Source organism: Verminephrobacter aporrectodeae subsp. tuberculatae At4 (genome assembly GCF_000193225.1).
Classification (GTDB): domain Bacteria; phylum Pseudomonadota; class Gammaproteobacteria; order Burkholderiales; family Burkholderiaceae_C; genus Acidovorax; species Acidovorax aporrectodeae.
This window is the reverse complement of record NZ_AFAL01000373.1, coordinates 1-25,688: the sequence shown is the minus strand read 5'-3', so window position 1 is coordinate 25,688 and position 25,688 is coordinate 1. Positions and strand designations below refer to the sequence as shown.

General features: G+C 65.4%; 27 protein-coding genes. 26 read left to right on the top strand and 1 reads right to left on the bottom strand.

Annotated elements, in window-relative coordinates:
• Nucleotides 1–1,184 (bottom strand): aminotransferase-like domain-containing protein (locus VTU_RS0109285; protein WP_029554242.1); only part of this gene is annotated, 1,184 nt, incomplete at its 3' end.
• A 446-nt stretch (nucleotides 1,185–1,630) separates the two neighbouring features.
• Between VTU_RS0109285 and VTU_RS0109280 the strand changes: the two genes are divergently transcribed.
• From VTU_RS0109280 to VTU_RS0109165, 26 genes are all read left to right on the top strand, one after another.
• Nucleotides 1,631–1,885 (top strand): FitA-like ribbon-helix-helix domain-containing protein, encoded by a 255-nt coding sequence (locus VTU_RS0109280; RefSeq protein WP_010103522.1) that lies wholly within the window; start codon nucleotides 1,631–1,633, stop codon nucleotides 1,883–1,885.
• A complete protein-coding gene (locus VTU_RS0109275) occupies nucleotides 1,882–2,298 on the top strand; it encodes a type II toxin-antitoxin system VapC family toxin (protein ID WP_010103521.1) in 417 nt (138 codons plus the stop codon). The genes VTU_RS0109280 and VTU_RS0109275 overlap by 4 nt, the downstream gene beginning before the upstream one ends.
• 174 nt (nucleotides 2,299–2,472) lie before the next feature.
• Nucleotides 2,473–2,751, top strand: a complete 279-nt coding sequence (locus VTU_RS35535; RefSeq protein WP_010103520.1) for a 2OG-Fe dioxygenase family protein — start codon at nucleotides 2,473–2,475, stop codon at nucleotides 2,749–2,751.
• Nucleotides 2,748–3,641, top strand: coding sequence for a DMT family transporter (locus tag VTU_RS0109265; RefSeq protein ID WP_010103519.1), 894 nt, complete (start codon nucleotides 2,748–2,750; stop codon nucleotides 3,639–3,641). Before VTU_RS35535 ends, VTU_RS0109265 begins: the two co-directional genes overlap by 4 nt.
• A 169-nt stretch (nucleotides 3,642–3,810) precedes the next feature.
• Entirely contained in the window at nucleotides 3,811–4,212 is a 402-nt protein-coding gene (locus VTU_RS0109260; RefSeq protein ID WP_010103517.1) for a nuclear transport factor 2 family protein, read from the top strand.
• A 12-nt stretch (nucleotides 4,213–4,224) separates the two neighbouring features.
• The gene (locus tag VTU_RS0109255; protein WP_010103516.1) at nucleotides 4,225–5,667 is read left to right on the top strand and encodes an NAD(P)/FAD-dependent oxidoreductase; all 1,443 of its coding nucleotides are present in this window, start codon (nucleotides 4,225–4,227) and stop codon (nucleotides 5,665–5,667) included.
• A 172-nt stretch (nucleotides 5,668–5,839) separates the two neighbouring features.
• Nucleotides 5,840–7,474, top strand: coding sequence for an ABC transporter substrate-binding protein (locus VTU_RS0109250; protein ID WP_010103515.1), 1,635 nt, complete (start codon nucleotides 5,840–5,842; stop codon nucleotides 7,472–7,474).
• Nucleotides 7,471–8,448 (top strand): ABC transporter permease, encoded by a 978-nt coding sequence (locus tag VTU_RS0109245; protein WP_010103514.1) that lies wholly within the window; start codon nucleotides 7,471–7,473, stop codon nucleotides 8,446–8,448. The genes VTU_RS0109250 and VTU_RS0109245 overlap by 4 nt, the downstream gene beginning before the upstream one ends.
• A complete protein-coding gene (locus VTU_RS0109240; protein ID WP_010103513.1) occupies nucleotides 8,445–9,353 on the top strand; it encodes an ABC transporter permease in 909 nt (302 codons plus the stop codon). Before VTU_RS0109245 ends, VTU_RS0109240 begins: the two co-directional genes overlap by 4 nt.
• Complete coding sequence (locus VTU_RS0109235) at nucleotides 9,353–10,399, top strand: ABC transporter ATP-binding protein (RefSeq protein ID WP_010103512.1); 1,047 nt, start codon at nucleotides 9,353–9,355, stop codon at nucleotides 10,397–10,399. The genes VTU_RS0109240 and VTU_RS0109235 overlap by 1 nt, the downstream gene beginning before the upstream one ends.
• A complete protein-coding gene (locus VTU_RS0109230) occupies nucleotides 10,396–11,427 on the top strand; it encodes an ABC transporter ATP-binding protein (RefSeq protein WP_010103510.1) in 1,032 nt (343 codons plus the stop codon). The genes VTU_RS0109235 and VTU_RS0109230 overlap by 4 nt, the downstream gene beginning before the upstream one ends.
• Nucleotides 11,428–11,468: 41 nt before the next feature.
• Nucleotides 11,469–13,139, top strand: coding sequence for an amidohydrolase (locus VTU_RS0109225; RefSeq protein ID WP_010103509.1), 1,671 nt, complete (start codon nucleotides 11,469–11,471; stop codon nucleotides 13,137–13,139).
• 7 nt (nucleotides 13,140–13,146) lie between these two features.
• Nucleotides 13,147–14,112, top strand: coding sequence for a CobW family GTP-binding protein (locus VTU_RS0109220; protein WP_010103508.1), 966 nt, complete (start codon nucleotides 13,147–13,149; stop codon nucleotides 14,110–14,112).
• Between the two features lie 254 nt (nucleotides 14,113–14,366).
• Nucleotides 14,367–15,743, top strand: coding sequence for an ABC transporter substrate-binding protein (locus VTU_RS0109215; protein ID WP_010103506.1), 1,377 nt, complete (start codon nucleotides 14,367–14,369; stop codon nucleotides 15,741–15,743).
• 16 nt (nucleotides 15,744–15,759) lie between these two features.
• The gene (locus VTU_RS0109210; protein ID WP_010103505.1) at nucleotides 15,760–16,629 is read left to right on the top strand and encodes a carbohydrate ABC transporter permease; all 870 of its coding nucleotides are present in this window, start codon (nucleotides 15,760–15,762) and stop codon (nucleotides 16,627–16,629) included.
• Nucleotides 16,626–17,501: a carbohydrate ABC transporter permease gene (locus VTU_RS0109205; RefSeq protein ID WP_010103504.1), complete on the top strand. Its 876-nt coding sequence runs from the start codon at nucleotides 16,626–16,628 to the stop codon at nucleotides 17,499–17,501. The genes VTU_RS0109210 and VTU_RS0109205 overlap by 4 nt, the downstream gene beginning before the upstream one ends.
• 54 nt (nucleotides 17,502–17,555) lie before the next feature.
• Entirely contained in the window at nucleotides 17,556–18,203 is a 648-nt protein-coding gene (locus VTU_RS0109200) for an RraA family protein (RefSeq protein ID WP_010103503.1), read from the top strand.
• 33 nt (nucleotides 18,204–18,236) lie between these two features.
• The gene (locus tag VTU_RS34755; protein WP_369021518.1) at nucleotides 18,237–18,830 is read left to right on the top strand and encodes a phosphotransferase family protein; all 594 of its coding nucleotides are present in this window, start codon (nucleotides 18,237–18,239) and stop codon (nucleotides 18,828–18,830) included.
• Nucleotides 18,827–19,237 (top strand): hypothetical protein, encoded by a 411-nt coding sequence (locus tag VTU_RS35685; protein WP_369021517.1) that lies wholly within the window; start codon nucleotides 18,827–18,829, stop codon nucleotides 19,235–19,237. Before VTU_RS34755 ends, VTU_RS35685 begins: the two co-directional genes overlap by 4 nt.
• Nucleotides 19,238–19,298: 61 nt before the next feature.
• Nucleotides 19,299–20,579 (top strand): phosphopyruvate hydratase, encoded by a 1,281-nt coding sequence (eno, locus tag VTU_RS0109190; protein WP_029554239.1) that lies wholly within the window; start codon nucleotides 19,299–19,301, stop codon nucleotides 20,577–20,579.
• Nucleotides 20,580–20,719: 140 nt separating this feature from the next.
• A complete protein-coding gene (gene pilB, locus VTU_RS0109185; protein WP_010103501.1) occupies nucleotides 20,720–22,456 on the top strand; it encodes a type IV-A pilus assembly ATPase PilB in 1,737 nt (578 codons plus the stop codon).
• Nucleotides 22,457–22,497: 41 nt separating this feature from the next.
• Nucleotides 22,498–23,706, top strand: a complete 1,209-nt coding sequence (locus VTU_RS0109180; protein ID WP_029554238.1) for a type II secretion system F family protein — start codon at nucleotides 22,498–22,500, stop codon at nucleotides 23,704–23,706.
• Complete coding sequence (locus tag VTU_RS35680; RefSeq protein WP_369021516.1) at nucleotides 23,639–23,902, top strand: prepilin peptidase; 264 nt, start codon at nucleotides 23,639–23,641, stop codon at nucleotides 23,900–23,902. The genes VTU_RS0109180 and VTU_RS35680 overlap by 68 nt, the downstream gene beginning before the upstream one ends.
• Nucleotides 23,902–24,582: a prepilin peptidase gene (locus VTU_RS0109175; protein ID WP_322835861.1), complete on the top strand. Its 681-nt coding sequence runs from the start codon at nucleotides 23,902–23,904 to the stop codon at nucleotides 24,580–24,582. Before VTU_RS35680 ends, VTU_RS0109175 begins: the two co-directional genes overlap by 1 nt.
• A 6-nt stretch (nucleotides 24,583–24,588) precedes the next feature.
• On the top strand, nucleotides 24,589–25,206 hold the full coding sequence (coaE, locus tag VTU_RS0109170; RefSeq protein WP_010103495.1) for a dephospho-CoA kinase: 618 nt from the start codon (nucleotides 24,589–24,591) through the stop codon (nucleotides 25,204–25,206).
• An 83-nt stretch (nucleotides 25,207–25,289) separates the two neighbouring features.
• Nucleotides 25,290–25,688 (top strand): cell division protein ZapD (locus tag VTU_RS0109165; protein WP_010103494.1); only part of this gene is annotated, 399 nt, incomplete at its 3' end.

Below are 25,688 nucleotides of genomic sequence, written 5' to 3'. Positions count from 1 at the left end.
CGCCGCGCGTGCGATTCGTGATGACCCAGCGAGAGGAACAGCGCGTACGCATGCTGCAGAAAGGCACTGGGGTGGCGCACCATGGCGTGGCGGATGGCGCGCAGTTCGGTGATGAGCCCGCGCGGCGCTACGACGTAGCCCAGGCGCAGGGCGGGCGACAGACTCTTGGACACCGCGCCCACGTAGATCACGCGCCCCGTCTTGTCCAGGCTCTTGAGCGCCGGCATCGGCGCGCCCGCGTACAGGTTCTCCGCCTCGTAGTCGTCTTCGATGATGACGAAGTCCTGCAGCTCGGCCTTGCGCAGCAGCCACTGGCGCCGCTCCAGGCTCAGCGTGGCGGTGGTCGGGCTCTGGTGCGAGGGGGTGATGAACAGATAGTCCACGACCGGCAGCGCATCGACCACCAGGCCGTCCTCGTCCACCGCCACCTCGACCCACTTCGGGTTGCGCAGCGAGAAGCTGTTGCGCGCATGGGGATGGCCGGGCTCTTCGAGCCCGACGTACTTGCGCTCGTCGAACAGTGCGTCGGCCAGCAGGTAGTAGGCATGCTGCGTGCCGACGGTGACCAGGATTTCTTCCTTCAGCGCGAACACGCCGCGCTTGGGCAAGAGCCGCGTGCGGATCTGTTCGATCAGATCGGGCACGTCGTCGGTTTCAAAGTCCGGCGTCCAGTGCAGCAGCTGCGAGCGCGCCAGGCTGCGCGCGCAGCACTCGCGGAAGTCCTCGGTGGGGAACAGCTGCGGGTCGTAGGTGCCGTAGACGAAGGGATAGGGATAGCCGCGCCACTGGTCGGGCTTGGCCAGCGTGGGCTGGTCGACGAGCGAGCGCAGCACGCGCACCGACCAGTCCGGCGGCTGGCCTGACTGCCCGTTGCGGTCCACCAGCGGCTCGGCGGCCACGGCCGCCACCGGCTGCGCGTTGTGGGCCACGAACACGCCGCTGCGCGGGCGCGCCTCCAGGAAGCCTTCGTCCATCAACTGCAGGTAGGCCGACGTCACGGTATTGCGGCTCAGGCCCAGCAAGTTGGCCAGTTCGCGCGACGACGGCAAGGGCGCGCCGGGGCTGAGCCGCCCGGCCAGGATGGCCTGCACCACGGCGGCGCGAAGTCGGCCCTGCAGGGGCAAGGCGGGTTGCTCGGGCAGCGAGAAGAGCTGCGCCCATTGGGTTGATCGCGGTGACGGCATGCGGCGCAGTCTAGTGTCCTGCCCCGCGAATAGCGGCACATGAAACTGCGCCTTGCGCGCCATGGCGGCGTTGCAAATCCTCGCGATACCTCCGGGTATCGCTGCGGTTTGCGCCTTGCCATGACGCGAAATGCATCCGTTTCATTTTGTGCCGCTATTCGCAGGGCAGAACGCCTGAGCTGGGCCTCGATGAAGGCCCGGTGCGGCTCGCAGAACGAGCCCGCGACCCCTGTAGAAGCCGGTGGCCGGGGTGGAGCAGTTTGCGTGGCCAGGTCGGCGACCGGGTCGGTGGCCACCCCGGGGCAGTTTGGTGCTTCCTCCCCGGCGGCAAAGCGCTGGGCCCAGGAACGGATGGTATGGCGGGAGATGCCGGTTGATGCCTCTTGCAGAAATGCATGCGCTTCTCTATGATGACTTCATCGAATGCAATTTGATGGGGTGATGTTATGGCAATGCTTACAGTACGGAACTTGCCCGACGATGTACACCGCGCGCTGCGGGTGCGGGCAGCTCAACACGGACACAGCACCGAGGCCGAAGTCCGTGAGATTCTGGCAATCGCCGTCAAGCCAGAGAACCGCGTTCGCCTGGGGGACGCCCTGGCGGCATTGGGTCGCAAGATCGGCCTGACGAACGAGGATTTCGAGGTCTTCAACCAAGTGCGCGACAGGACGCCAGCCGAGCCACTGAGGTTTGAATGATCGTCCTCGATACCAACGTCGTTTCCGAGGCGATGAAGCCCAAGCCGCACACGGCGGTGCGGACTTGGCTGAACAATCAAGCCGCCGAAACGCTGTACCTGTCCAGCGTGACGCTGGCCGAGCTGCTGTTCGGCATCGTGTCGCTCCCGGCCGACAAGCGCAAGGACATGCTGACACAGGCCCTTGACGCTCTGATGGGGCTGTTCCGGGATCGGGTGCTGCCCTTCGACGCCGATGCAGCACGGCGCTATGCCGAGCTGGCCATGACGGCAAAGACCCGCGGGCGAGGATTCCCGACACCTGACGGCTACATCGCCGCGATTGCGGCCTCGCGGGGTTTCATCGTGGCCTCACGCGACACTGCACCCTATGAGGCGGCCGGCGTATCCGTCATCAATCCGTGGGAAGTGTGAGGGATGTATGAAGCAGGCGCGAACTCGTCGAGTGGCCGGGAGGGCCGTTCGGTCCCAAGGCGTTCGACATTCGGTAGGGGCAAGGATTCGTACGTATCAGTTCGTCCTTGTCGCGTCCACTCATCAGTCGCTACGCGGTCAAGTACGCCCGCCAAGCTCGGTTGCGGCGCCATCGTGCACACGGCCAACCAATCGCAGAACAGCCTGCGGCGGCTGAACGGTGCGATCGAGCAACTCGGGTTCGCCGGCTACTACGGCACGCCGTATGAATTCTCGGCCCTGACGGCGGCGGTGACCTTGAAGCAGCCGGGAGATTTCATTTTTCTGGACGACAAGTTGATGAAGCACAGCGTGCTGCCCGTCGTGCGGGCCCGCCCTGAGGAGGTGGGTTACCGCGACGTGCTGATCGCGATGTTCACACGGCGCGACCAGCCCGGCGAAGGCGGGGCATGAGCTCCGGCCAGGCGACCCTGGGATTCAAGACGCCGGCCTGGTGGGCCGAGGCCATGTTGCTGCTGGTGGCAGCGGTCTGGGGAGCCAGCTACGGGCTGGCCAAGACGGCGGTGTTCTTCTACCCGGTGCTTGGTTTCCTGGCCGTCCGCTTTTGCGTGACCGCGCTGCTGCTGCTGCCTACCTGGCGCAGGCTGTCGGCACAGCAGGTGCGCACCACGCTGACGGTCGGCCTGCCGCTGGGGCTGATCCTGCTGTCGATCTTCGTGGCCGAAACCTACGGGCTGTCGCTGACCTCGGCATCGAATGCTGCCTTCCTGATCAGCCTGTGTGTGACCTTCACCCCCTTTGTTGAATGGATCGTCCTGCGGGCCCATCCGGGGTGGGCCGTGTTTGTGGCTACGGGGGTGTCGCTGGTCGGCACTTGGTTGCTGACTTCGACGACGTCGCTGTCGCTCAACCTGGGCGACGGGCTGATGCTGATCGCCGCGCTGCTGCGTGCCGCGATGGTCACCTGCACCACCCGCCTGACCCGCGGCAAGGACATCCCTTCGTTGCCACTGACGGCGGTGCAGACCGGCACGGTCGGGCTCGGTTGCCTGATGCTGGGCTTTCTGGTGCTGCCGGACGGGCTGCCGCCCTTGCCCAACAGCCCGGTGTTCTGGTATGCGACCGGGTTCCTGGTCGTTTTTTGTACCTTGTTTGCCTTTTTTGCCCAGAACTACGCATTGCGCCGCATCTCCCCCACCCGTGTATCGCTATTGATGGGGGCCGAGCCGGTATTCGGCGCGCTGTTCGCCGTCTGGTGGCTCCATGAGTCGCTCGGCATGACGGGCTGGATCGGTGGGTTGTTGATCGTGGGCGCCTCATTGTGGGCAGCGCTGCGCCGCTAGTGTCCTGCCCTGCGAATAGCGGCACATGAAACTGCGCCTTGCGCGCCCCGATATGAACAGGCAGGCCCACGCGCGGCCGCGTTCTGGCTCGGTCGAATCCCCACATCTGGCCCTATCGCCCACGCAGCCGCCTGCCTACGCTTGCGCACATACAACCAGGAGTTATCGCGTGAGCGCCTCGTCTTCCCCCGTCACCACCGCCACCCTCGCCGCGTTCAGCGGGGCGTGGAACCAGCACGACATCGATGCGCTCATGCGTTTCATGACGCCCGATTGCATCTTCCAGACCGCCGCCGGCCCGCACGCCTGCGGCACGCGCCACGTCGGCACCGAAGCGGTGCGCAAGGCCTTCGCCGCCGCCTGGCAGGCCGTGCCGGACGCGCAGTGGGAAGTCGGCCGGCACTTCGTGCAGGGCGACTTCGGCACTTCGCAGTGGACCTTCACCGGCACCGCCGCCGATGGCAGCCGCATCGAGACCGACGGCATCGACGTCTTCACCTTCCGGGACGGAAAGATCCACCTCAAGAACGTGTTCCGCAAGGTGCGCCCCAACGTCCCCGCGGCCAAGTAGCCCGAACCCGCCATGACGATCACTGCTTGCGCGCCATTCACCGCTGGCGGCGCCATGCCCGCCAGCAAGCCGTACGACCCGCGCTACGACCCACTGGTCGCCCCCGACCCAGGTGCGGGGCACGCCTATGCGCCCACCTACTGGGTCGCCAGCGCCGGCGCGCCGCCGGACGACGACGGCCCGGTCAGCCAGGACATGGACGTCGACGTGGTGCTCATCGGCTCGGGTGCGACGGGCATGTCGACCGCGCTGTATCTGGCGCAGGAACACGGCATCCAGGCCACGGTGCTGGAAGCCAATCAGGCCGCCTGGGGCTGCTCCAGCCGCAGCGGCGGCCAGGGCCAGAACGCGAGCGGGCGCCTCAAGCGCTCGCAATGGATTCAGCGCTGGGGCGTGGACACGGCCAAGCGCCTCGATGCCGAGATCCGCAGCGGTTTCGAGAACTTCAAGGACCTCACGACGCAGATCGACTGCGATGCCTTCGCCGGCGGCCATCTCCATCTGGCACACCGGCCCGAGAAAGTACCGGTGCTGGCCGTCGAAGCCGAACTGATGCGCAAAACCTTCGGCTACGCCACGCGCATGATGAGCGCCGAGGAGGTGCGGCGCGACTACTGCGATGAGCGCGAAACCGTGGGCGCCCTGTTCGAGCCCGAAGGCGTGGGCATCCACCCGCTCAAATTCACTTTCGGCCTGATGCGCAAGGCGCGGGCGCTGGGCGCGGTGGTGTACACGTCCAGCCCCGTGCAGGGCTGGGAAACCATCCACGGCGTGCATCAGCTGCGCACGCCGGGCGGCGTCGTCCGCGCGAAACGGGTTGCGGTCTGCACCGGCGGCTACACGGGCCAGGCACTCAACCCACTGCTGAAGAACCGGATCATGCCGATCCTGTCGAACTCGGTGGTCACGCGCGTGCTGACCGGCGCCGAACTGGCCGCGACGAATTTCAAGTCGCTCACCTTCCTCACCGACACGCGCACGCTGCGCTTTTACTACCGCCTGCTCAAGGACAAGCGTCTGCAGCTGGGCAGCCGCAGTTCGGTCAGCGGTGCCGACGCCGAGGACCCGGTGCACCTCAAGTTGCTCACCGATGCCATCGCGCGCAAGTTCCCGCCCCTGGCCGGCATCCCCATCGACTACTCGTGGTGGGGCTGGGTGGACGTGAGCCACGACATGATGCCGCGCATCACGCAGCCCGACGATCACAAGACCATCTGGTACGCGGTGGGCTACGGCGGCAACGGTGTGTCGTTCTCGACCTGGGCCGGCAAGCGCCTGGCCGAACGCGTGGCCGGCAAGGACAGCGGGCGCAACGTCCTCGAGCTGCCGATCTACGATTCGCCGCTGCCCTTCCCGAACATGCTGGGTCTGGTGGAATCGCCCCTCTTCGCGCCCTTTCGCCGCATGGGCCAGCGCGTTCTGTACCAGTGGTACTGGTTGCGCGACGAGAAGTAGGCACCAAAGAGGGATGCGTCCAGATTGGGGCGCGCGCGCTCTGCTGGTGCGAAAGGGGAAAAACCCTGTCTCTCTGGCCCTATGGATCGGGCCCCTGTGGCTCTTCGTGGGAAGCGGCTTTGCCTCTATCTTCGAGTCTCGTTCTTTCATCGACTCTTGAAGGATGTGCCGCATGCCATTTCCACTCGCCCGCCGCACTGCCGTGGTTGCAGCCGCCCTGCTTGCCCCGTGCACGCTGCTCTCGGCCCCTGCGGCCGCACAGGAGATCAGGCGTGGCGGTACGCTGGTCATCGGCAGCACGCAGACGCCGCGCCACCTCAACGGCGCCGTGCAATCCGGCATTGCCACCGCCATGCCGGCCACACAGATCTTCGCGAGCCCGCTGCGCTTCGACGACAAGTGGAATCCGCAACCATACTTGGCCGAGTCCTGGAAGCTGGCCGACGATGGCCAGTCGCTGACGCTGAACCTGCGCAAGAACGCGGTGTTTCACGACGGCAAACCCATCACCTCGGCGGACGTGGCCTTCTCGATCATGGCGATCAAGGCCAACCACCCGTTCCAGACCATGCTCGGCCCCGTCGAGAAGGTGGACACGCCGGACCCGTACACCGCGATCATCCGCATGAGCACGCCGCACCCGGCCATCGTGCTGGCGATGTCGCCCGCGCTCGCCCCCATCCTGCCCAAGCACATCTACGGCGACGGCCAGGACCTGAAGAACCACCCGCGCAACAGCACCGACGTGGTGGGCTCCGGGCCCTTCCGCATGACTGAATTCAAGCCCTCGCAGCGCATCGTGCTCGAGCGCTTCGACAAGTTCTTCCTCCAGGGCAAGCCTTACCTCGACAAGTTGATCGTCAACATCACGCCCGACGCCGCGTCGCTGATGCTCGGCTTCGAGCGCGGCGACGTGCAGATGGTGCCGTTTGCCAGACCTGAAGCGCGCCTGGCAGCCAACCCGCAGGTCACGCAGACGCCCAAGGGCTATGACGGCATCGGCGCGATCAACTGGCTGGCCTTCAACCTCACCAGGAAGCCGCTGTCCGACGGGGCGGTGCGCAAGGCCATCGCGACGTCCATCGACAAGAACTTCATCACCAAGGCACTGATGAGCGGCTTTGCGACGCCGACCGACGGCCCCATCGTGGCGGCCAGCCCCTTCGCGGTGACCGACCTGGTCCGCTACCCGGTGGACCTGAGGAAGGCCGCCGAGATGCTCGATGCCGCCGGCTACAAGGCGGGCGCCAACGGTGAGCGCTTCAGGATCGCCATCGACTACCTGCCGGGCAGCGACGACCAGCAGAAGAACGTGGCGGAATACATCCGCGGCCAGCTCAAGAAGGTAGGCATCACGGTCGAGGTGCGCGCATCGGCCGACTTCCCATCGTGGGCCAAGCGGCTGGCCACGCACGACTTCGACATGTCGATGGACATCGTCTTCAACTGGGGCGACCCGATCATCGGCGTGCACCGCACCTATCTGTCGACGAACATCAAGCCGATCATCTGGACGAACACGCAGTCGTACGCCAACCCGAAGGTGGACGAGTTGCTGAACGCAGCGGGCAGCATCGTCGACCCCACCAAGCGCAAGGCCTGCTACGCCACCTTCCAGAAGATCGTGACCGACGAACTGCCGCTGGTCTTCATCAACCAGGTGCCCTACCACACGCTCACGAACAAGAAAGTCGGCAATCCGCCGACCACGATCTGGGGCCCGATGTCACCCATGGACGAGGTGTACCTGAAGCAAGCACATGACCCCCATGAAAAACGAATCCGCGCAGGGGTCGATCCACGATGAAAACACTCCGTCCGCTGATCTCTCGCGTGATCCAGGGCCTGGCCCTGGTACTCACGGTGGTCGTCCTCAACTTCGTGCTGGTGCATACGGCGCCTGGCGACCCGGTCGAAACCATCGCCGGCGCCAGCGGCGGCATGAGCCCCGAAATGGTCGCGCAGTTGCGCACGCAATACGGGCTGGACGAACCGCTGTACGTGCAGTTGGGCGTGTACCTGTCCAAGGTCTTGAGCGGCGACCTTGGCTACTCGTACTTCTTCAATCTGCCGGTCACTTCGATGATCTTCGAGCGCGTGCCGGCCACGCTGGCGCTGGTGCTCAGCGCGGTGATCAGCGCCTTCGTCATCGGCACCACGCTCGGCGTGCTGTCGGCGCGCAAGCCCAACGGCCTGCTGTCTCAGCTCATCACGGTGCTGAGCATGGTGGGCTTCGCGGCGCCGGTGTTCTGGATGGGGATCATGCTGGTGATCCTGTTTGCCTCGGTGATTCCGATCATGCCCGTCTCGGGCATGCGCTCGATCGATTCGAGCGGCGCGGCCGGGATCGCCGACGTGATCGACGTGCTGCATCACCTGGTCCTGCCGACGCTCACGCTGGGCCTGGTCCATCTGGCGCATTACAGCCGGCTCTCGCGTTCCGCGATGCTCGACGTGCTGGGCTCGGATTTCATCCGCACCGCGCGCGCCAAGGGGCTGGCCAATCGCGTGGTGCTCTACAAGCATGCGCTGCGTAACGCGCTGCTGCCGGTGGTCACGGTGCTGGGCCTTCAGTTCGGCAACGTCATGGCCGGAGCCATCCTGGTCGAGACCGTCTTCAACTGGCCTGGCCTCGGTCGGCTGGCGTTCGACTCCGTGCTGCGGCGTGACTACCCGACGATCCTGGGCGTGCTGCTGTTCTCGTCAATCGTCGTCATCGTCATGAATCTGCTGACGGACCTGTGCTATCGGCTCATCGACCCACGGATCAAGACGTCATGAAAGGCACCGCTCTTCCTCAGGCCGGCGCCGCGCTCGCCGCGCCGAAGCACACACCCGTGAAAGTCGAAAGCCCCGGCGTCGAGGCGTTTCGCGTGTTCATGCGCAACCCCTGTGCCATCGCAGGCATGGTCATGCTCGCGATCATTCTGGTCGTGGCCATCGCCGGGCCGTGGCTCTACGCCGCGGACCCGTTCGAGATCCGCGCCGCGCCGCTGACCCCACCGTTCAGCGAAGACGCCTGGCTCGGCACCGACTACCTCGGCCGCGACGTGCTCACCACGCTCATCTACGGGGGCCGCGCGACGCTGCTGGTCGGCGCCGTGACGGCGCTGCTGTCGGTGCTGATCGGCATCACGCTGGGTGCCTTCGCCGGTTACTACGGCGGCAGGGTCGATGCTGCGCTCATGCGCGTGACCGAGTTCTTCCAAGTGCTGCCGGCGCTGTTGTTCGCGATGGTGGTGGTCGCGCTGTTCTCGCCATCGCTGGTCACGGTCACCATCGCGATCGGCATCGTCAGCTGGACCGGCACCGCGCGGCTCACGCGCGCCGAGTTCATGAAATTCCGCAGTCTCGAATTCGTGCGGGCCGAGCGGGCCATCGGAGCGCGCGACGCACGCATCATCTGGAAAGTCATCGTGCCGAACGCCCTGCCGCCGCTGGTGGTGTCGGCCACGCTGGCCATCGGCTCCGCGATCCTTTTCGAGGCGGGGCTCTCCTTTCTGGGCCTGGGCGAGCCCAACCAGATGAGCTGGGGCCTGATGATCGGGTCGAGCCGCCAGTACGTGCTCAGTTGCTGGTGGGCCGTGGCATTTCCGGGCGCCACGATCTTCATCACCGTGCTGGCCGTCAGCCTGATCGGCGATGGCCTGAACGACGCACTCAACCCCAAGCTGCGGGAGCGCTGATGTCAACCCGACAAGCCATCCTTCGCGTGCAGGACCTGCACGTCGAATTCAAGACGCGGCGCGGCAAGGCGCTGGTGCTCAACAGCGTCGACTTCGAGATCAACGCCGGCGAGACGCTGTGCGTGGTCGGCGAATCCGGCTGCGGCAAGAGCATGACGGCGCTGGCTCTGCTGCGTCTGATTCCCTCGCCGCCGGGGCGCATAAGCGGCGGGCGCGTGATGTTCCATGACGAAGATCTGGTGCAGGTCAGCGAGGCGCGCATGCGCGAAGTGCGCGGCAACCGCATCTCGATGATCTTCCAGGAGCCGATGACGTCGCTCAACCCCGTGTTCACCGTGGGCGACCAGATCGGTGAGTCGCTGCGGCTGCACGCCGGCCTGGACGCCAACGCCGCGCGTGCACGCGCCATCGAGATGCTGCAGCAGGTGGGCATCCCCGCGCCCGAGCGGCGCGTGGACGAGTACCCGCACCAACTTTCGGGCGGCATGCGCCAGCGCGTGATGATCGCGATGGCCCTGGCATGCCGGCCTGACATCCTGATCGCCGACGAGCCGACCACGGCACTCGACGTGACGGTGCAGGCGCAGATCTTCGACCTGCTGCGCGACCTGCTGCACGAGAAAGGCAGCGCCATCATGCTCATCACGCACGACATGGGCGCGGTGGCCGAGATGGCCGACCGCGTGATGGTCATGTATGCCGGCCGCGTGATCGAGCAAGGCACCCCCGACGAGGTGCTGGGCAACCCCGGCCACCCCTACACGCGCGGCCTCATCGACTGCCTGCCGGAACTCGGCAGCCGTGTTGCATCCGCAGAGCGCATCGAGCTGGTCGAGATTGCGGGGGTGGTGCCTTCGATCCGGGAACTGGGCACGGGCTGCGCTTTCCGCGAGCGCTGCCCGCAGGCGATGGCGCGATGCGCCCGGGAGGTGCCACCCATGCTCGCGCTGGACGACGAAGCCGCCGCTGGCAGCGGCACGCCCCACGGCGCCGCCTGCTGGCTGCACGCGGCGGTACCCGAGCACACGATCGCGGAGGCCGCATGACCCACATGACATCCACGGACATGCTGCTCTCGGTCCAAGACCTGAAGGTGCACTTTCCCCGACCGCGCAGCAGGCTGGGCAAACCGCCCGAAGTGGTGCAGGCGGTGGACGGCATGTCCTTCGAAATCCGCCGCGGCACCACGCTCGCCGTGGTCGGCGAATCGGGCTCGGGCAAGACGACCACCGCGCTGGCGGTGATGCGGCTGTCGCCCATCACGGCCGGCCACATCCAGCTGGGCGACATGAACCTGGGCGACATGCGAGGCGAGGCGCTGCGCCTGGCACGCAAGCGCATGCAGATCATCTTCCAGGACCCGTTCTCGTCGCTCAACCCGCGTGAACGCGCCGGCGCCGCGGTGCGTGCGCCGCTCGACCTGATGCACGTCGGCACGCCGGACGAGCGCAGCGCCCGCGTCAGCGAACTGTTCGAGGCGGTGGGCCTGCGGCCCGAGCAGCAGCATCTGTTTCCGCATCAGTTCTCCGGCGGCCAGCGCCAGCGCATCAACATCGCACGGGCGCTGGCCACCAACCCGGAACTCGTGGTGTGCGACGAGCCGGTGTCGGCGCTGGACATCGCGATCCGCGCGCAGATCCTGAATCTGCTGGTGCGGCTGCAGCGGCAACTGGGCCTGACCTACCTGTTCATCTCGCACGACATGGCCGTGGTCGAGCACATCTGCGACGACGTCGCGGTGATGTACCTCGGCCAGATCGTCGAGCGCGCCCCGCGCCGCGCCTTCTTCGCGCAGCCGCTTCACCCCTACAGCGTGGCGCTGATGTCGGCCGTGCCCACGGTGGGCGGCGGGCGCCGCCGTGCGGCGCAACGCATCAGGCTCAGCGGCGACCCACCGAGCCCGATCAACCCGCCTTCGGGCTGCCGCTTCGCCGGGCGCTGCCCGGTGACGGAGCCAGCCTGCGCCGCCGAGCTGCCGCCGTTGCGCGAAGCGGCGCCCGGCCACTGGGTGCGCTGCCGCCGCGTCGACGTCATCGACGGCCTGCCGCACCCGCCGCTGCAGATGCCGGCCTGATCTCGTCCATCCCCCTCCTTCCAGACAAGCACGACGCCTCCATGAGCACGATCACCGTCTACACCGCCCGCAAGATCATCACGATGAACCCGATGCAGGAGAGCGCCACGCATGTGGCCGTGCGCGACGGCCGGGTGCTGTCGGTCGGCACGCTGGCCGACGTACAGGCCTGGGGTGCGTTCACGCTCGACGAGCGCTTCGCGGACAAGGTACTGATGCCGGGGCTGGTCGAAGGCCATTGCCACCTGAAGGAAGGCAGCATGTGGGACTGGACGTACCTCGGCTGGTTTGACCGGCGCGACCCGCAGGGCAAGGTGTGGGCCGGCCTGCGGTCGATGGACGCCGTGGTGCAGCGGCTCTCCGAAGTGGCGGCGCAGATGGCGGCCGATGGCGTGCCCGACGATGAGCCGCTCATCGCCTGGGGGTTCGACCCGATCTACTTCGGCGGCGAGCGCATGACGGTGGCCCACGTGGACTGCGCCAGCACGACCCACCCGATCGTGATCGGCCACGCCAACGGCCATCTGATGAACGTCAACACGCCGATGCTGGCCATCGCCGAGGTCACGCGCGACAACGAGGTCGAGGGCGTGGTGAAGTTTGCCGACGGCCCGATGGCCGGCGAGCCCACCGGCGAACTGCAGGAGCCGGCCGCCATGTATCTGGTGCTGCGCAAGATCGGCACCGCCGGCCTGCTGGCGCCCATGACGCAAGCCGGCGTGCGCGCGTTCGCGCGGCTGGCCTGCACGCAGGGCGTGACGACCGCGACCGACTTGGTCAACAAGCTGGGCGAAGCCGATTGCGCGGTGCTGGAGGACGTGACGGCCGACGACGATTTTGCGGTGCGCATCCTGCCTGCGTTCCAGGCGTTTCACGGCCCGTACGGTGCGCCCCAAGGCGCGGACCACGTGAAGGCACTGATGACGCGCAACAGCGACCGCCTGCGCTACGGCTTGGTGAAGATGATGCTGGACGGCTCCATCCAGGGTTTCTCTGCGCGCCTGCGTTGGCCCGGCCACTTCAACGGCGCGCCCAATGGCATCTGGGTGACCGCTCCGGCGCAGTACGAGACCGACTTCGAGACCTACCACCGCGCCGGACTGATCGTCCACACGCACACCAACGGCGATGAGGCCAGCGAGGTCGCCATCAACGCCATCGAGCGCGTGCTGACCCAGGCGCCGCGCCCGGATCACCGCCACACGCTGCAGCATGGCCAGATGATCGACGCGCCGCTGTTCCAGCGCATGGCGGCGCTCGGGCTGTGTGCCAACCTGTTCGCCAACCACCTCTGGTACTGGGGCGACCAGCACTACGAGATGACGATGGGCCCCGACCGTGCCAACCGGCTCGACGCCTGTGGCAGCGCGTTGGCGGCTGGCGTGCCGCTGGCCATTCATTCCGACGCGCCCGTCACGCCGCTCGGCCCGCTCTTCACCGCCTGGTGCGCGGTCAACCGCATCACGCCCAAGGGCCGCGTGCTGGGCGAGAACGAGAAGATCACCGTGGCCCAGGCACTGAGCGCCGTCACGCTGGGCGCCGCGTGGACGCTCAAGCTCGACCACGAGATCGGCAGCATCGAATGCGGCAAGCGCGCGGACTTCTGCGTGCTCGAAGACGACCCATTCACCATGGACCCGGCGACGCTCAAGGATGCGCGCGTGTGGGGCACGGTGCTGTCCGGCCGGGTGTTTCCCGCGAACCCGGGCTGATGCGCGCATGACCCTTGGCTCGCGGCGCATCCCGCTCACCGTCATCGGCGGCTTCCTGGGCGCCGGCAAGACGACGCTGCTCAACCACTGGCTGCGCGCCGCGCGGGGCGAGCGCATCGCCGTGCTCGTGAACGATTTCGGCGCGCTGAACATCGACACCGATCTCATCGAATCCCGCAGCGGCGACACCATCGCGCTCAGCAACGGCTGCGTGTGCTGCCAGATCGGCGACGACCTGTCGCGTGCGTTCATCGATGTGCTGGCGTCTCACGCGCCCTTCGATGCCGTGGTGGTCGAGGCCAGCGGTGTATCAGACCCGTGGCGCATCGCGCAGATCGGCCTGGCCGACCCCGGCCTGAGCCTGGGTGACGTGACCGTGCTGGTGGACGCGGCAGCGCTGCTGGGCCATCTGGCCGATCCGCTGCTCGCCGACACGATGCTGCGCCAGTTGAAATCCGCCGACCTGATCGTGTTGAACAAAGTCGACGCGGTGGATGCCGGCGCACTGGCGCGCGTGCGCGCACGTGTGTCCGCCCTTGCACCCGCCACGCCGCAGTTTGAAACAGTGCAGGCGCAGGTTCCGCCCGTGCTGCTGCGCGGCCCCGCGCTCACGGCCGGGCCGGGTCCCGTCGAGACGCTGGGGAGCGCGCATGCATGCGACCCTGATTGCGCGCATCCGGATCACGGTGATCCCGCACACGGGTCGATCTTCCAGAACTGGTCGGCACGCCCCTCGCACCTCTTCGACGCGGCTGCCTTGCGCCAGTGGGCCGCTGCGCCGCCTGCCGGCCTGCTGCGGCTCAAGGCCTTGCTGCGCACCGGCGAGTCGGAGTGGTCGGAACTTCAGTTCGCCGGGCGGCATGCGTCGCTGCGCCGCTCGGCAGCGCCTGCGGGCGGGGCGGCGGCGGTGGTGGCGATCGGCTTGCACGGGCGACTGCCGCTCGGCGCCTTGATCGCTCAGTTCGGCGAGTAGGCCCGCCGCAGAGCGTGCGCCGCGCCGCCAGCATTCGCAGACGCACGGCCAGCCCGAACCTGGTCACGGGCGGTTGGACCTGTCTGCACGGCAACGCGGGTTAATCCGTAATCCCGCGCCGCATTGCGCTATTGCATTTCCCGGGAGCGCAAGCCACCATTCGGATCGCTGAAATGGTTTTCGCGCGCTTGGCCGGGCAGGCCGAACGCATCGGCGTCCGGGTGTTTCAAAGCACGTTCTGTGGAGGGAGACAAATGCAGTTCCAGAAGACCGCAGCGGCCCTGCTTGCGGGTGTGGCACTCCTGTGCGGCGCAGGTGCCGCGCAGGCACAGCAAAAACTCACTGTCTGGTGGGAGCGGGGGTTCTACAAGTCCGAAGACGATGCGCTGTACGACGTGATCCGGAAGTTCGAGGCGAAGACTGGCGCCAAGGTCGAACTCTCGCAGTACCCGATCCAGGACATGATCCCCAAGACCGTTTCCGCGCTCGATTCGGGCAGCCCGCCGGACGTGGCCTACGCCAGCGTCTACGACTTCCAGGTCGCGGGCAAGTGGGCTTTCGAGGGCAAGCTCGAAGACATCAGCGACATCCTCACGCCGATCAAGGAGCGCTTTGCCAGGAACACCCTGGAGACCGCCTACCTCCAGAACGACAAGGCCAGGAAGCGCGCCTACTACGCCTTTCCGCTGAAGCAGCAGACCATGCACATTGAGGTCTGGTCCGACATGCTCGCCAAGGCCGGCTACAAGATCAGCGACCTGCCCACCCGGTGGAACGACTACTGGAAATTCTGGTGCGAGAAAGTGCAGCCGGCGTACCGCCGGGCCACTGGTGAGCGCGTCTTTGCCATCGGCGTGCCGATGGGCGTCGATTCCAGCGACGCGTTCTACTCCTTCCTCACCTTCATGGACGCCTACAACGTCAAACTGGTCGACGACGACGGCAAGCTGCTGGTGGACGATCCGAAGGTCAGGGCCGGCCTGATCAAGGCGATGAGCGATTACGTCATGCCGTACCAGAAGGCTTGCACCCCGCCTTCCGCGACCAGCTGGAAGGACCCGGAGAACAACGTCTCGTTCCACAACAAGACCATCCTGATGACGCATAACGCGACCATTTCGATCGCTGCCAAGTGGCTCGACGACATGAACAACACGGCGCTCACGGACGCGCAGCGCAGCGTGGCGAGAAAGAACTACGAGGAAAACATCTACACCCTGGGCTTTCCGGACAAGCCGGACGGCTCGAAGATGGTCTACCGCACGGCGGTGAAACTGGGGGTGATCTTCAACGCTTCGAAAAACAAGGCGCTGGCGCGGGATTTCGTGGGCTTTATGCTGCTCGAACAAAACCTCACGCCCTACGTGGAAGGCGCGCTCGGGCGCTGGTTTCCGGTGACCCGGGAGGGGCAGGCCAGGGCGTTCTGGCAGGAGGACCGGCACCGCAAGTCGGTGTTCGAGCAGTTCGCCGCCGGAACGGTCCCGTTCGAATTCACCAAGAACTACCGGTTCACGGTGCTCAACAACGAGAACGTCTGGGCCAAGGCGATGAGCCGGATCGTCAACGACAAGCTGCCGGTGGACAAGGCGGTCGATGAAATGATCGCGCGCATCAAGGCCGTGGCGGGCTGAGGGGCGTATATCCGACATGTCCTCCATTGCCTTGCCTGAGTCGGTCCCCGGGCCGGCGACCCGGCGGCCCCTGAACTCCTGGCAGGTCTGGGGCCTGGTGCTGGTCACGCCTTATCTGCTGGTGTTCCTGGTCTTCGTGCTCTATCCGGTGTGCTACGGCCTGTGGTTGGCGCGCCATCCGGCGAGCTATGTGAAGCTGTTCAACGACCCGGTGTTTTTCGGCTCGCTCGTCAATACCCTGGCCTTTCTGGTGCTCGGCATCAATGCCAAGATGGCGGTCGCGCTGTTTCTCTCGGGCTTCTTCATGCAGGCGCGCGCCTGGATCAAGGGGCTGTCGCTGCTGTTCATCCTGCCCTGGGCGATGCCCTCGATTCCCACCATCCTCTCGCTGCGCTTCATGCTCAACCCGGAGTGGGGGCTGATCAATTCACTGATTTTCCGCCTCACCGCCGAGGACGGACCGAACTGGCTCAACCAACCCACCCTGGCGCTCACGCTGGCGATCCTCGTGCATATCTGGAAGACGCTGCCGTTCTGGACGCTGATCCTGCTTGCCGGCCGCCTGACAATTCCCGGCGAACTCTATGAGGCGGCGGCCATGGACGGCGCGAGCCGCTGGCAAAAATTCCGTTTCATCACCTGGCCGTCGATGCAGACCCTGTACCTGACTTCGACCATTCTTTCGATGATCTGGACCCTGGGCGACTTCAACAGCGTCTACCTGCTCACCGGCGGCGCGCCCGCCGACCTGACGCACGTGGTGGCCACGCTGGGCATTCGCTACCTGCGCCTGGACGAGGTGGACATGGCCATGGCCTGCATCGTCGTCGTCCTGCCGCTGATGCTGCCCCTGGTGTATTTCATGATGAAGCGATTGTCCAAATGAGCGCCACCACCGCAATGCTTGCAAGGCGCCTGAGTTGGCGCAAGGTCGGCGCCGAGGCCCGGCTCTTGCTGATCGGCATCCCGGTGCTGTTTTGGACCCTGATCCCGATCTACCACCTGGTGCTGTTCACCATCTCGCCCAAGGAATCGGCCCTGTCGGGCAGGCTCTGGCCGGAGCATCCGACGCTGCACAATTTCAGCGTGGTGTTTCGCCAGCAGCATCACTATCTGAACCATTTCTGGTTGCAGATGGGCAATTCGCTGTTCATCGCCGTGGCCGCGGGTGCCATCACGCTGATCGTCGCCACCGGTGCCGCGTTCGCCATCAGCCGCCTGAAGGTCCGGGGCGGGCGCAGCATCATGAACCTGGCGCTGTTCACCTATTTCATCCCGGCCGCGTTTCTCGCCGTGCCGATGTACAAGACCATGGGCAACTATGGCCTGCTCAACAGCCAGTGGTCGCTGATTCTGGCGATGGTCACGATCGCCTCGCCCTACGCGATCTGGGTGCTCAAGCAGGCTTCCGACAAACTGCCCTACGAGCTCGACGAGGCGGCGATCATGGACGGTGCCACGCCGCTGCAGCTGCTGCGCCTGGTCTATCTCCCGCTGATGATGCCCTCGCTGGTGGCGGTGGGAACCTACGCGCTGCTGCTCGCGTGGAATGAGTACCTGTACGCTTTCCTGCTGCTCTCCAAGGACACCAGCGTGACCCTGGGCGTGGCCCTGGGCAACTTTCTCGCGGCGGACGATTCCCCCTGGGAACTGCTGATGACCACCGGCCTGCTCTACGCGCTGCCGCCGGCGGCGATCTACTACGTCTTCAAGCGCTATATGGTGTCCGGCCTCACCGAGGGCGCCGTCAAGAGTTGACCCCGTCGATCCAGACCTTGCCCCGATGGGCGCTACACACATCCCCCTGCTGCCATGACCAACCTGACCCAGCGTTTATCCGCGTGCTATACCGGCGCGATCCACGACGTATTGCGCGCGATGGGCATGGACAACTGCGTGCTGCCCCCGGGAATCCGCCCGCTCGACCCGGGGATCAAGACCGCCGGCCCGGCGTGGACCGTGAGCGGCCACATCGATCGCACGCAGTCACGCCACGACACCCTGCTCGGCTGGACCCGACTGCTGTCCAGGGCGCCCACGGGGCACGTCGTCGTCTGCCAGCCGAATAACCACGAAGTCGCGCTCATGGGCGAGCTCTCGAGCGAGACGCTGAAAAACAAGGGCGTTCTGGGCTACATCGTCGATGGCGGCTGCCGCGATACGGACTTCATCCTGGAGCAGAAATTCCCGGTGTTCCATGCCTTCTTCACCCCGTTGGACATCGTCTCGCGCTGGATTCCGGACCGCTACGCCGAGCCCGTGACCATTGGCACCGTGACCATCCGCACCGGCGACTACGTCCTCGGCGACCGCGACGGCGTGGTCGTGATCCCCCAGGAAGTAGCGCAGGAGGCGATCACCCGGACCGAGGAAGTGGCATGCACCGAGAACAAGGTGCGCGACGCGATCCGCGGCGGAATGGACCCTGTCGATGCGTATCTCGCGTATGGGAAATTCTGAGCCGCGTCCCCCCTTCGCGGCTGCGGCGCAGCGATGAGCGCCGAGCAGGAATGGCTCGCCGCTTTTCGCCGGGCGGGGCTGATTGCCGCGGACGAGACGCCGTCGATCGAGCCGCTGACCGGCGGGGTGTCTTCCGACATCGTTCTGGTGCACTGCGGGGAGCGGCGCTTTTGCGTCAAGCGCGCGCTGCCCAGGCTCAAGGTCACGGTCGAATGGCACGCGCCGGTGGAGCGCAACCGCAGCGAGGCGGACTGGTTCGCGGTCGTGGGCCAGTTGCTGCCGCGGGCGGTGCCGAGAATCATTGCCGATCATGCGCACGAAGGCTGGTTCGCCATGGAGTACCTGCCGCCGGCGCAATACCCGCTGTGGAAGACGCAGCTGCGCGACGGACAGGCAGACGCCGCGTTCGCGGCATCGGTCGGGCAGGCGCTGGCGTGCATCCATGCGGCGACCGCAGGGCGCGCCGACATGGCGCAACGCTTTGCCACCGAGCAGATTTTTTCCCGATCCGCCTCGAAGCCTATTTGCTCGCCACCAGCGAGAAGCACCCCGAATGCGCGGCGCCATTGCGCGCGCTGGCGCAGCGCACGGGCGCCACCCGGTGCGCGCTGGTGCATGGCGACGTGAGCCCGAAAAACATCCTGCGCGGCCCGCAGGGCCCGGTGTTTCTCGACGCCGAATGCGCCTGGTACGGTGACCCGGCCTTCGACCTGGCGTTCTGCCTGAACCACATGCTGCTCAAGTGCCTGTGGCGCCCCGCGCACGCGGCCGCCTTTCTGGCGTGTTTCGACGCGCTCGCGGCAGCCTATCTGGACGGCGTGGACTGGGAGCCGCGCACGTGCATCGAGGAGCGCAGCGCGCGCCTGCTGCCGGGCCTGTTCCTGGCGCGGGTGGACGGCAAGTCGCCGGTGGAATACGTGACGCAGGCCGCGCAAAAGCAGCAGGTGCGCGCGCTGGCCGTGCCGCTGCTGCAAACGCCGCCGCAGCGGCTGGCGCAGGTACGCGCCGCCTGGGCCAAGGAAATCGGCTTGTGATGGAGGCCCCTTTGGCAAAAGCGGCAACATGCGCAAGCAGAACGAACAAGGAGTGCACACCATGGGCAAGAGCATCATCCGGCAGGTCCGCGGGCGCCGCATCTGGGATTCGCGGGGCCGCCCGACGGTGGAGGCGACGGTCACCCTGGCGGACGGCAGCCTGGGGCGCGGTCTGGCGCCCGCCGGGGCCTCGCGCGGGTCGCGCGAGGCGGTGGACCTGCGCGATGGCGGCCAGAAACTCGGCGGTTTCGACGTCAGCGCGGCGCTGGCGCATCTGAACGGCGAGATCGCGCAGGCCATGATCGGCATGGACGCGATGCAGCAGGCCGTGCTCGACGCCCGGCTCATCGCGCTCGACGGCACGCCGACCAAGGCGCGCCTGGGCGGCAACGCCACCATCGCCGTGAGCCTGGCCGCGATGCACGCGGCCGCGGCGTCGAACCGGCAGCCGCTGTGGGAATACGCGGCGCAAGGCAGGGCGCTGCGCATGCCCCTGCCGGAGATCCAGATTTTCGGCGGCGGCGCGCATGCGGGGCGGCGCGTGGACATCCAGGACTTCATGGTGATGCCCCTGGGCGCGCAGAGTTTTGACCAGGCGCTGGAGTGGTGCGCCGAGGTGTATCTGGCCGCCGGCAGCCTGATGAAGGCCGCCGGCAAACAGGCCGGGGTGGCGGACGAGGGCGGTTATTGGCCGCTGTTCGACGCCAACGAGCAAGCGCTGGAAATGCTCACCCGCGCCATCGGGGTGGCCGGCCTTGCGCATGCCCAGATGGCCATCTCGCTGGACATCGCGGCCAGCGAATTGCGCAGTGGCGGACGCTACCGGCTCGGCCTGGAAAACCGCGTGCTCGACACCACCGAAATGATCGACATGCTGGGCCAATGGATCGATGCCTACCCCATCGTCTCGATCGAAGACCCATTGGCCGAGGACGACGAGGCCGGCCTGATCGAATGCACCCGCCGCTTTGGCCAGCGGGTGCAGATCATCGGCGACGATTATCTGGTGACCAGCGCGCCGCGCGTGCGCCAGGCAGCCGCCCTGGGGGCGTGCAACTGCGCCCTGATCAAGCCCAACCAGGCCGGTACGGTGACGGAGACCCGCGCCGCGCTGGACGCCGCGCAGGCGGCGGGCTGGAGCACCGTCGTCTCGGCGCGCTCCGGGGAGACCGAGGACACCAGCATCGTCCATCTGGCGGTCGGCTGGAACGCCGGCCAGCTCAAGGTGGGCTCTTTTGCGCGGTCCGAGCGCATGGCGAAATGGAACGAGGGCCTGCGCATCGAGGATGCGACCCGGGCGCCGTTTGCCGGGCGTTGTTTCGGTCCGAGCCCGACACCATAAGCCGGTCGCGCGTCCCGCATTGCCCCCCCGTTCTGTGGTGCAATTGCCAATAGTTTCCAATATCGACCCTGTACAGCCAGCGCCCGATCGGTGATGATAGTGGGCGCTTTCTCTTCCACACCTGACACATTATCGGTTGCATGGCTGCTGTTGATACTCCCTCCAAAGAAGCCTCTGCAGTGGCCCTTCCCGGCTTGGGCAGGGCCCTGATGTCCGTTGGCAAGCTGACGCAAAAGCAGGCCGAAGACATTTACAAAAAATCACAAACCAGCCGCACCAGTTTTATTGCCGAATTAACCGGCTCCGGAACGGTATCCTCCGCCGATTTGGCGCATACGGTTTCCAGCGTTTTTGGCGCCCCCCTGCTCGACCTGAACGCGATCGACCCACTGCGCCTGCCCAAGGACCTGCTCGACAGAAAGATCTGCCAGGCGTACCGTGTCATCGTCCTGCGCAAACGCAATAATCGCCTGATTATTGCCACCGCCGATCCGACGGATCAGGAGGCCGCAGAAAAAATCAATTTTGCGACCCAGACGGGCGTTGACTGGATCGTTGCAGAGTACGACAAGCTGTGTCGCCTGGTCGAAGAAACCAGCAAATCGGCCAGCGAATCCATGGAGGATATCGTCAGTTCAGGCGGTGACTTCGAATTCGACGATTTGAAGATCGAGGATGCGCCAGACGAGGCGGAGACGGGCCTCACCGAGGTCGAAGATGCACCCATCGTCAAGTTTCTTCACAAAATGCTCCTCGACGCTTTCAACATGCGCGCGTCCGATTTGCATTTCGAGCCGTATGAACACCAATACCGCGTGCGCTTCCGCATCGATGGCGAGTTGCGTGAGATCGCCTCGCCACCCGTGGCGATCCGGGACAAGCTGGCGTCGCGCATCAAGGTCATTTCGCGCCTGGACATATCGGAGAAACGGATTCCGCAGGACGGGCGCATGAAGCTGAAAGTGGGCCCGAACCGCGTAATCGACTTCCGGGTCAGCACCCTGCCCACCCTGTTTGGCGAGAAGATCGTCATCCGTATCCTGGACCCGAGCAGTGCCAAACTCGGCATCGATGCGCTGGGCTATGATCCCGCAGAGAAGGGGAAACTCCTGCAGGCCATTGGCCGCCCCTACGGAATGATCTTGGTGACGGGCCCTACCGGTTCCGGGAAAACCGTGTCCCTGTACACCTGCCTGAATCTTCTGAACAAGCCGGGCGTGAACATTGCCACGGCAGAGGACCCGGCTGAAATCAACCTCCCCGGCGTGAACCAGGTGAACGTCAACGACAAGGCCGGTCTGACCTTTGCCGTCGCCCTGAAATCCTTTCTGCGCCAGGATCCCGACATCATCATGGTCGGTGAAATCCGGGATTTGGAGACTGCCGACATCTCGATCAAGGCGGCACAAACCGGGCATTTGGTACTCTCCACCCTGCATACGAATGACGCGCCAACGACCCTGACCCGGATGCGCAACATGGGAATTGCGCCCTTCAATATTGCGTCCAGCGTCATCTTGATCACGGCGCAGCGCTTGGCGCGAAGATTGTGCCCGGCCTGCAAGACCCCTGCGGACATCCCCTACGAAGCCTTGCTGAGTGCCGGCTATGCAGAGGAGGATGTCGATGGATCCTGGGTTACTTATAGCCCCGTCGGTTGTTCTGCCTGCAACAATGGCTACAAGGGCCGGGTCGGAATTTATCAGGTCATGCCCATATCGGAGGACATCCAACGCATCATTCTTCGGGACGGAAGTGCCTTGGAGATCGCAGCGCAGGCACGCGTCGAGGGCGTGCGCTCACTGCGGGAGTCAGGGCTGCACAAAGTCAAACTCGGCCTGACTTCTCTCGAGGAAGTCCTGGCGGTCACCAATTAACGCATAACATCGACTGGTGAGGGCAAAATGGCTACCGCAGTATCCTCCAAAAAAACATCAAGGATTTTGTCTTCGAATGGGAGGGCAAGGACCGCAACGGGAAAATCGTCAAGGGCGAGTTGCGCGCCATTGGCGAAAATCAGATCCAGGCGAGTCTGCGCCGCCAGGGAATCATTCCCGCGAAGATCAAAAAACGCGCCATGCGCGCCGGCAAAAAGATCAAGAAAAAAGACATCGCACTCTTCACCCGGCAGCTGGCGACGATGATGAAGGCCGGGGTTCCACTGCTTCAGGCTTTCGACATCACGGGCAGAGGAAATGCCAACCCCAGCGTAACCAAGCTGCTCGACGACATCCGGTCCGACATCGAGACCGGTACGGCGCTCAGCGATGCCTTCAGAAAATATCCCCTGTATTTTGACACCCTCTATTGCAACCTGGTTGAAGCCGGGGAAGCAGCGGGTATTTTGGAAACTTTGCTGGATCGACTGGCCATATACATGGAGAAAGTCGAGGGGATGAAGTCAAAAATCAAATCTGCGCTGATGTACCCCATTTCCGTCGTCATCGTGGCCTTCGCGGTGGTGGTGATCATCATGATTTTCGTGATTCCTGCGTTCAAACAGGTTTTCACCTCTTTCGGCGCCGACCTTCCGGCCCCGACCCTGATTGTGATGGGCATCAGTGATGCTTTCGTCAGATGGTGGTTTCTGGTCTTGGGTGCCCCGATCGGGGGATTTTTCTTTCTCAGGCAACTATGGCGGCGGAGTGAGGAGTTTCAAAGATTCATGGATCGCTTCATGCTGCACGTCCCGATTTTCGGGAAGCTCATAGACAAATCGTGCATTGCGCGCTGGACGCGGACGCTGTCGACCATGTTTGCCGCAGGTGTCCCCCTGGTTGAAGCCCTGGACTCCGTGGGAGGGGCGGCAGGTAACTCCGTCTACTCCATCGCGACCGAAAAAATCCAGCAGGCAGTCTCCACCGGAACCAGCCTGACCGCGGCCATGGGGAGCGCGAACCTCTTTCCAAGCATGGTGCTCCAGATGTGCGCCATTGGCGAGGAATCCGGCTCCATCGACCATATGCTCGGAAAGGTGGCCGACTTCTACGAGGCCGAGGTGGACGACATGGTCGCGGGCCTGTCGAGCCTGATGGAGCCCATCATCATCGTTTTTCTCGGTGGACTCATCGGCGGCATCGTCATCTCGATGTACCTGCCGATCTTCAAACTGGGTCAGATCGTGTGATGGCGCTGGATGCCTGGTGGGGCCCGGTCCTCGGGGGGTGCTCGGTTTGCTTTTTGGCAGTTTCTTGAACGTGGTGATCTACCGTCTGCCAAAGATGATGGAACGGCAATGGGCCGCGGAGCGCGCGGCGTTGGCATGGGACACCCCGAATCACGGGGAAGCCCCCCCGCCGCTGCGCAGGAGGTTTTCAACCTGATGACCCCGCGCTCGCGCTGCCCTTCCTGTGGGCACGCGGTGCGCTGGTACGAGAACGTCCCGATACTGAGCTACCTGTTTTTGCGCGGCCGGTGCTCGGCCTGCAAGACGCGCATCAGCATTCGCTACCCGCTGGTCGAAGCGGTGACCGGCGCGGTTTTCTTCTTTTGCCTCCAGCGCTGGGGCATTTCGGCCGCGGGAATGGCCTGGTGCGGCTTCTGCGCGGCGCTTATCGCCCTGACGTGTATTGACTGGGACACGACCCTGCTGCCCGACGACATCACCCTGCCCCTGCTCTGGGCCGGGCTGCTGGCGTCTGCCATGCAGTGGATCGCGGTGCCGTTGTACGCGTCGGTGGTCGGCGCGGCGGCGGGGTACTTGTCGCTGTGGCTCGTCTACTGGGGCTTCAAGTGCGCCACGGGCAAGGAAGGCATGGGGTACGGCGACTTCAAGCTGTTCGCCGCCCTGGGTGCCTGGTTCGGCTGGCAGGCGCTGGTGCCGATCATTTTGCTGTCTTCGGTCATCGGTGCGGTCATTGGCATTGTGCTGAAACTGCTCAGCGCGCTGCGCGAGGGCGGCTATATTCCTTTCGGGCCGTTTCTCGCGGGCGCCGGGTTCACTGCGCTGGTTTTCGGACCGCAGGCCATCCTGGACGCGGTGCTGCAATTCGTGGGGCTTTGAGCGGCCATGGCGCTTCGTCCGCGACCCCTGCGCCTGGGTTTGACCGGCGGCATCGGCAGCGGCAAGAGCACGGTCGGGGGCATGCTCGCGGCGCTGGGCGCGGCGCTGATCGACGCGGACCAGCTTGCCCGGGAAGTCACGGGACCGCAGGGCGCCGCCATGCAGGCCATCCGCGCCACCTTTGGCGCCGAGTACGTGGACGCCAACGGCGCACTCGATCGCGCGCGCATGCGCCGCCTGGTGTTTTCCCTTCCGCAGGAGCGTGCCCGGCTCGAGGGCATCGTGCACCCGCTGGTCATGTCGCACAGCGATTTGCTGGCACGGCAGGCCGCAGACCAGGGCGCGGCATTGATCGTGTTCGACATTCCCCTGCTCGCGGAATCGGGCCGCTGGGCCCGCCGCCTGGACGCGGTGCTGGTGGTGGACTGCTGCGCCGAGACGCAGATCGCGCGGGTGCTGCGCCGCAGCGGTCTGGCACGGGACGTGGTGCAGGCCATCATCGCGGCGCAGGCCAGCCGCAGCGCGCGCAGGGCTGTGGCCGACGTCGTGATTGCCAACGACGCCGACGGCACGCAGGCGCTGCAGGCCCAGGTGCGCCAAATGGCCACATTGTTCGGGCTATGATGCGGGTGTAACCACTGCCCAAGCTTGGCAGGTAGCACCGCCAGCGCCAGAATACGCCCCGAGTTCCCAGGAAACCCGCCAGCGTGATCCTCTACGAATACCCCTTCAACGAACGCCTCAGAACCTATTTGCGGCTCGAGCAGTTGTTTCGCCGGTTGGGGGAACTGGTTCCCCGTGAGCATGCGCTCGACCACCATTTTGCAATCGCCACGATCTTCGAGATCATGGACGTGGCCGCGCGCGTCGACCTGAAGTCGGACGTTCTCAAGGACCTTGAAAAGCACCGGCACCAGTTCGACAGTTACCGCGGCAACCCGTCGATTTCGGAGGAGGCGCTGGACGCGGTGATTGCCCAACTCCAGCACTGCTTCGCGGCGCTCAATGCCCAGACCGGAAAAGCCGGCCATGCGCTCACGGAAAACGACTGGCTGATGAGCATTCGCAGCCGCATCGGCATCCCGGGTGGCACCTGCGAGTTTGAT

Excerpts from the sequence above, each read along its gene's own strand:
- eno (WP_029554239.1), top strand. The coding sequence starts at position 19,299 with ATGGGCAAGAGCATCATCCGGCAGGTCCGCGGGCGCCGCATCTGGGAT.
- VTU_RS0109250 (WP_010103515.1), top strand. The coding sequence starts at position 5,840 with ATGCCATTTCCACTCGCCCGCCGCACTGCCGTGGTTGCAGCCGCCCTG.
- VTU_RS0109210 (WP_010103505.1), top strand. The coding sequence starts at position 15,760 with ATGTCCTCCATTGCCTTGCCTGAGTCGGTCCCCGGGCCGGCGACCCGG.
- coaE (WP_010103495.1), top strand. The coding sequence starts at position 24,589 with ATGGCGCTTCGTCCGCGACCCCTGCGCCTGGGTTTGACCGGCGGCATC.
- VTU_RS0109280 (WP_010103522.1), top strand. The coding sequence starts at position 1,631 with ATGGCAATGCTTACAGTACGGAACTTGCCCGACGATGTACACCGCGCG.
- pilB (WP_010103501.1), top strand. The coding sequence starts at position 20,720 with ATGGCTGCTGTTGATACTCCCTCCAAAGAAGCCTCTGCAGTGGCCCTT.
- VTU_RS0109230 (WP_010103510.1), top strand. The coding sequence starts at position 10,396 with ATGACCCACATGACATCCACGGACATGCTGCTCTCGGTCCAAGACCTG.
- VTU_RS0109215 (WP_010103506.1), top strand. The coding sequence starts at position 14,367 with ATGCAGTTCCAGAAGACCGCAGCGGCCCTGCTTGCGGGTGTGGCACTC.
- VTU_RS0109220 (WP_010103508.1), top strand. The coding sequence starts at position 13,147 with ATGACCCTTGGCTCGCGGCGCATCCCGCTCACCGTCATCGGCGGCTTC.
- VTU_RS0109240 (WP_010103513.1), top strand. The coding sequence starts at position 8,445 with ATGAAAGGCACCGCTCTTCCTCAGGCCGGCGCCGCGCTCGCCGCGCCG.
- VTU_RS0109275 (WP_010103521.1), top strand. The coding sequence starts at position 1,882 with ATGATCGTCCTCGATACCAACGTCGTTTCCGAGGCGATGAAGCCCAAG.
- VTU_RS0109205 (WP_010103504.1), top strand. The coding sequence starts at position 16,626 with ATGAGCGCCACCACCGCAATGCTTGCAAGGCGCCTGAGTTGGCGCAAG.
- VTU_RS0109265 (WP_010103519.1), top strand. The coding sequence starts at position 2,748 with ATGAGCTCCGGCCAGGCGACCCTGGGATTCAAGACGCCGGCCTGGTGG.
- VTU_RS0109255 (WP_010103516.1), top strand. The coding sequence starts at position 4,225 with ATGACGATCACTGCTTGCGCGCCATTCACCGCTGGCGGCGCCATGCCC.
- VTU_RS0109200 (WP_010103503.1), top strand. The coding sequence starts at position 17,556 with ATGACCAACCTGACCCAGCGTTTATCCGCGTGCTATACCGGCGCGATC.
- VTU_RS0109245 (WP_010103514.1), top strand. The coding sequence starts at position 7,471 with ATGAAAACACTCCGTCCGCTGATCTCTCGCGTGATCCAGGGCCTGGCC.
- VTU_RS0109175 (WP_322835861.1), top strand. The coding sequence starts at position 23,902 with ATGACCCCGCGCTCGCGCTGCCCTTCCTGTGGGCACGCGGTGCGCTGG.
- VTU_RS0109235 (WP_010103512.1), top strand. The coding sequence starts at position 9,353 with ATGTCAACCCGACAAGCCATCCTTCGCGTGCAGGACCTGCACGTCGAA.
- VTU_RS0109225 (WP_010103509.1), top strand. The coding sequence starts at position 11,469 with ATGAGCACGATCACCGTCTACACCGCCCGCAAGATCATCACGATGAAC.
- VTU_RS34755 (WP_369021518.1), top strand. The coding sequence starts at position 18,237 with ATGAGCGCCGAGCAGGAATGGCTCGCCGCTTTTCGCCGGGCGGGGCTG.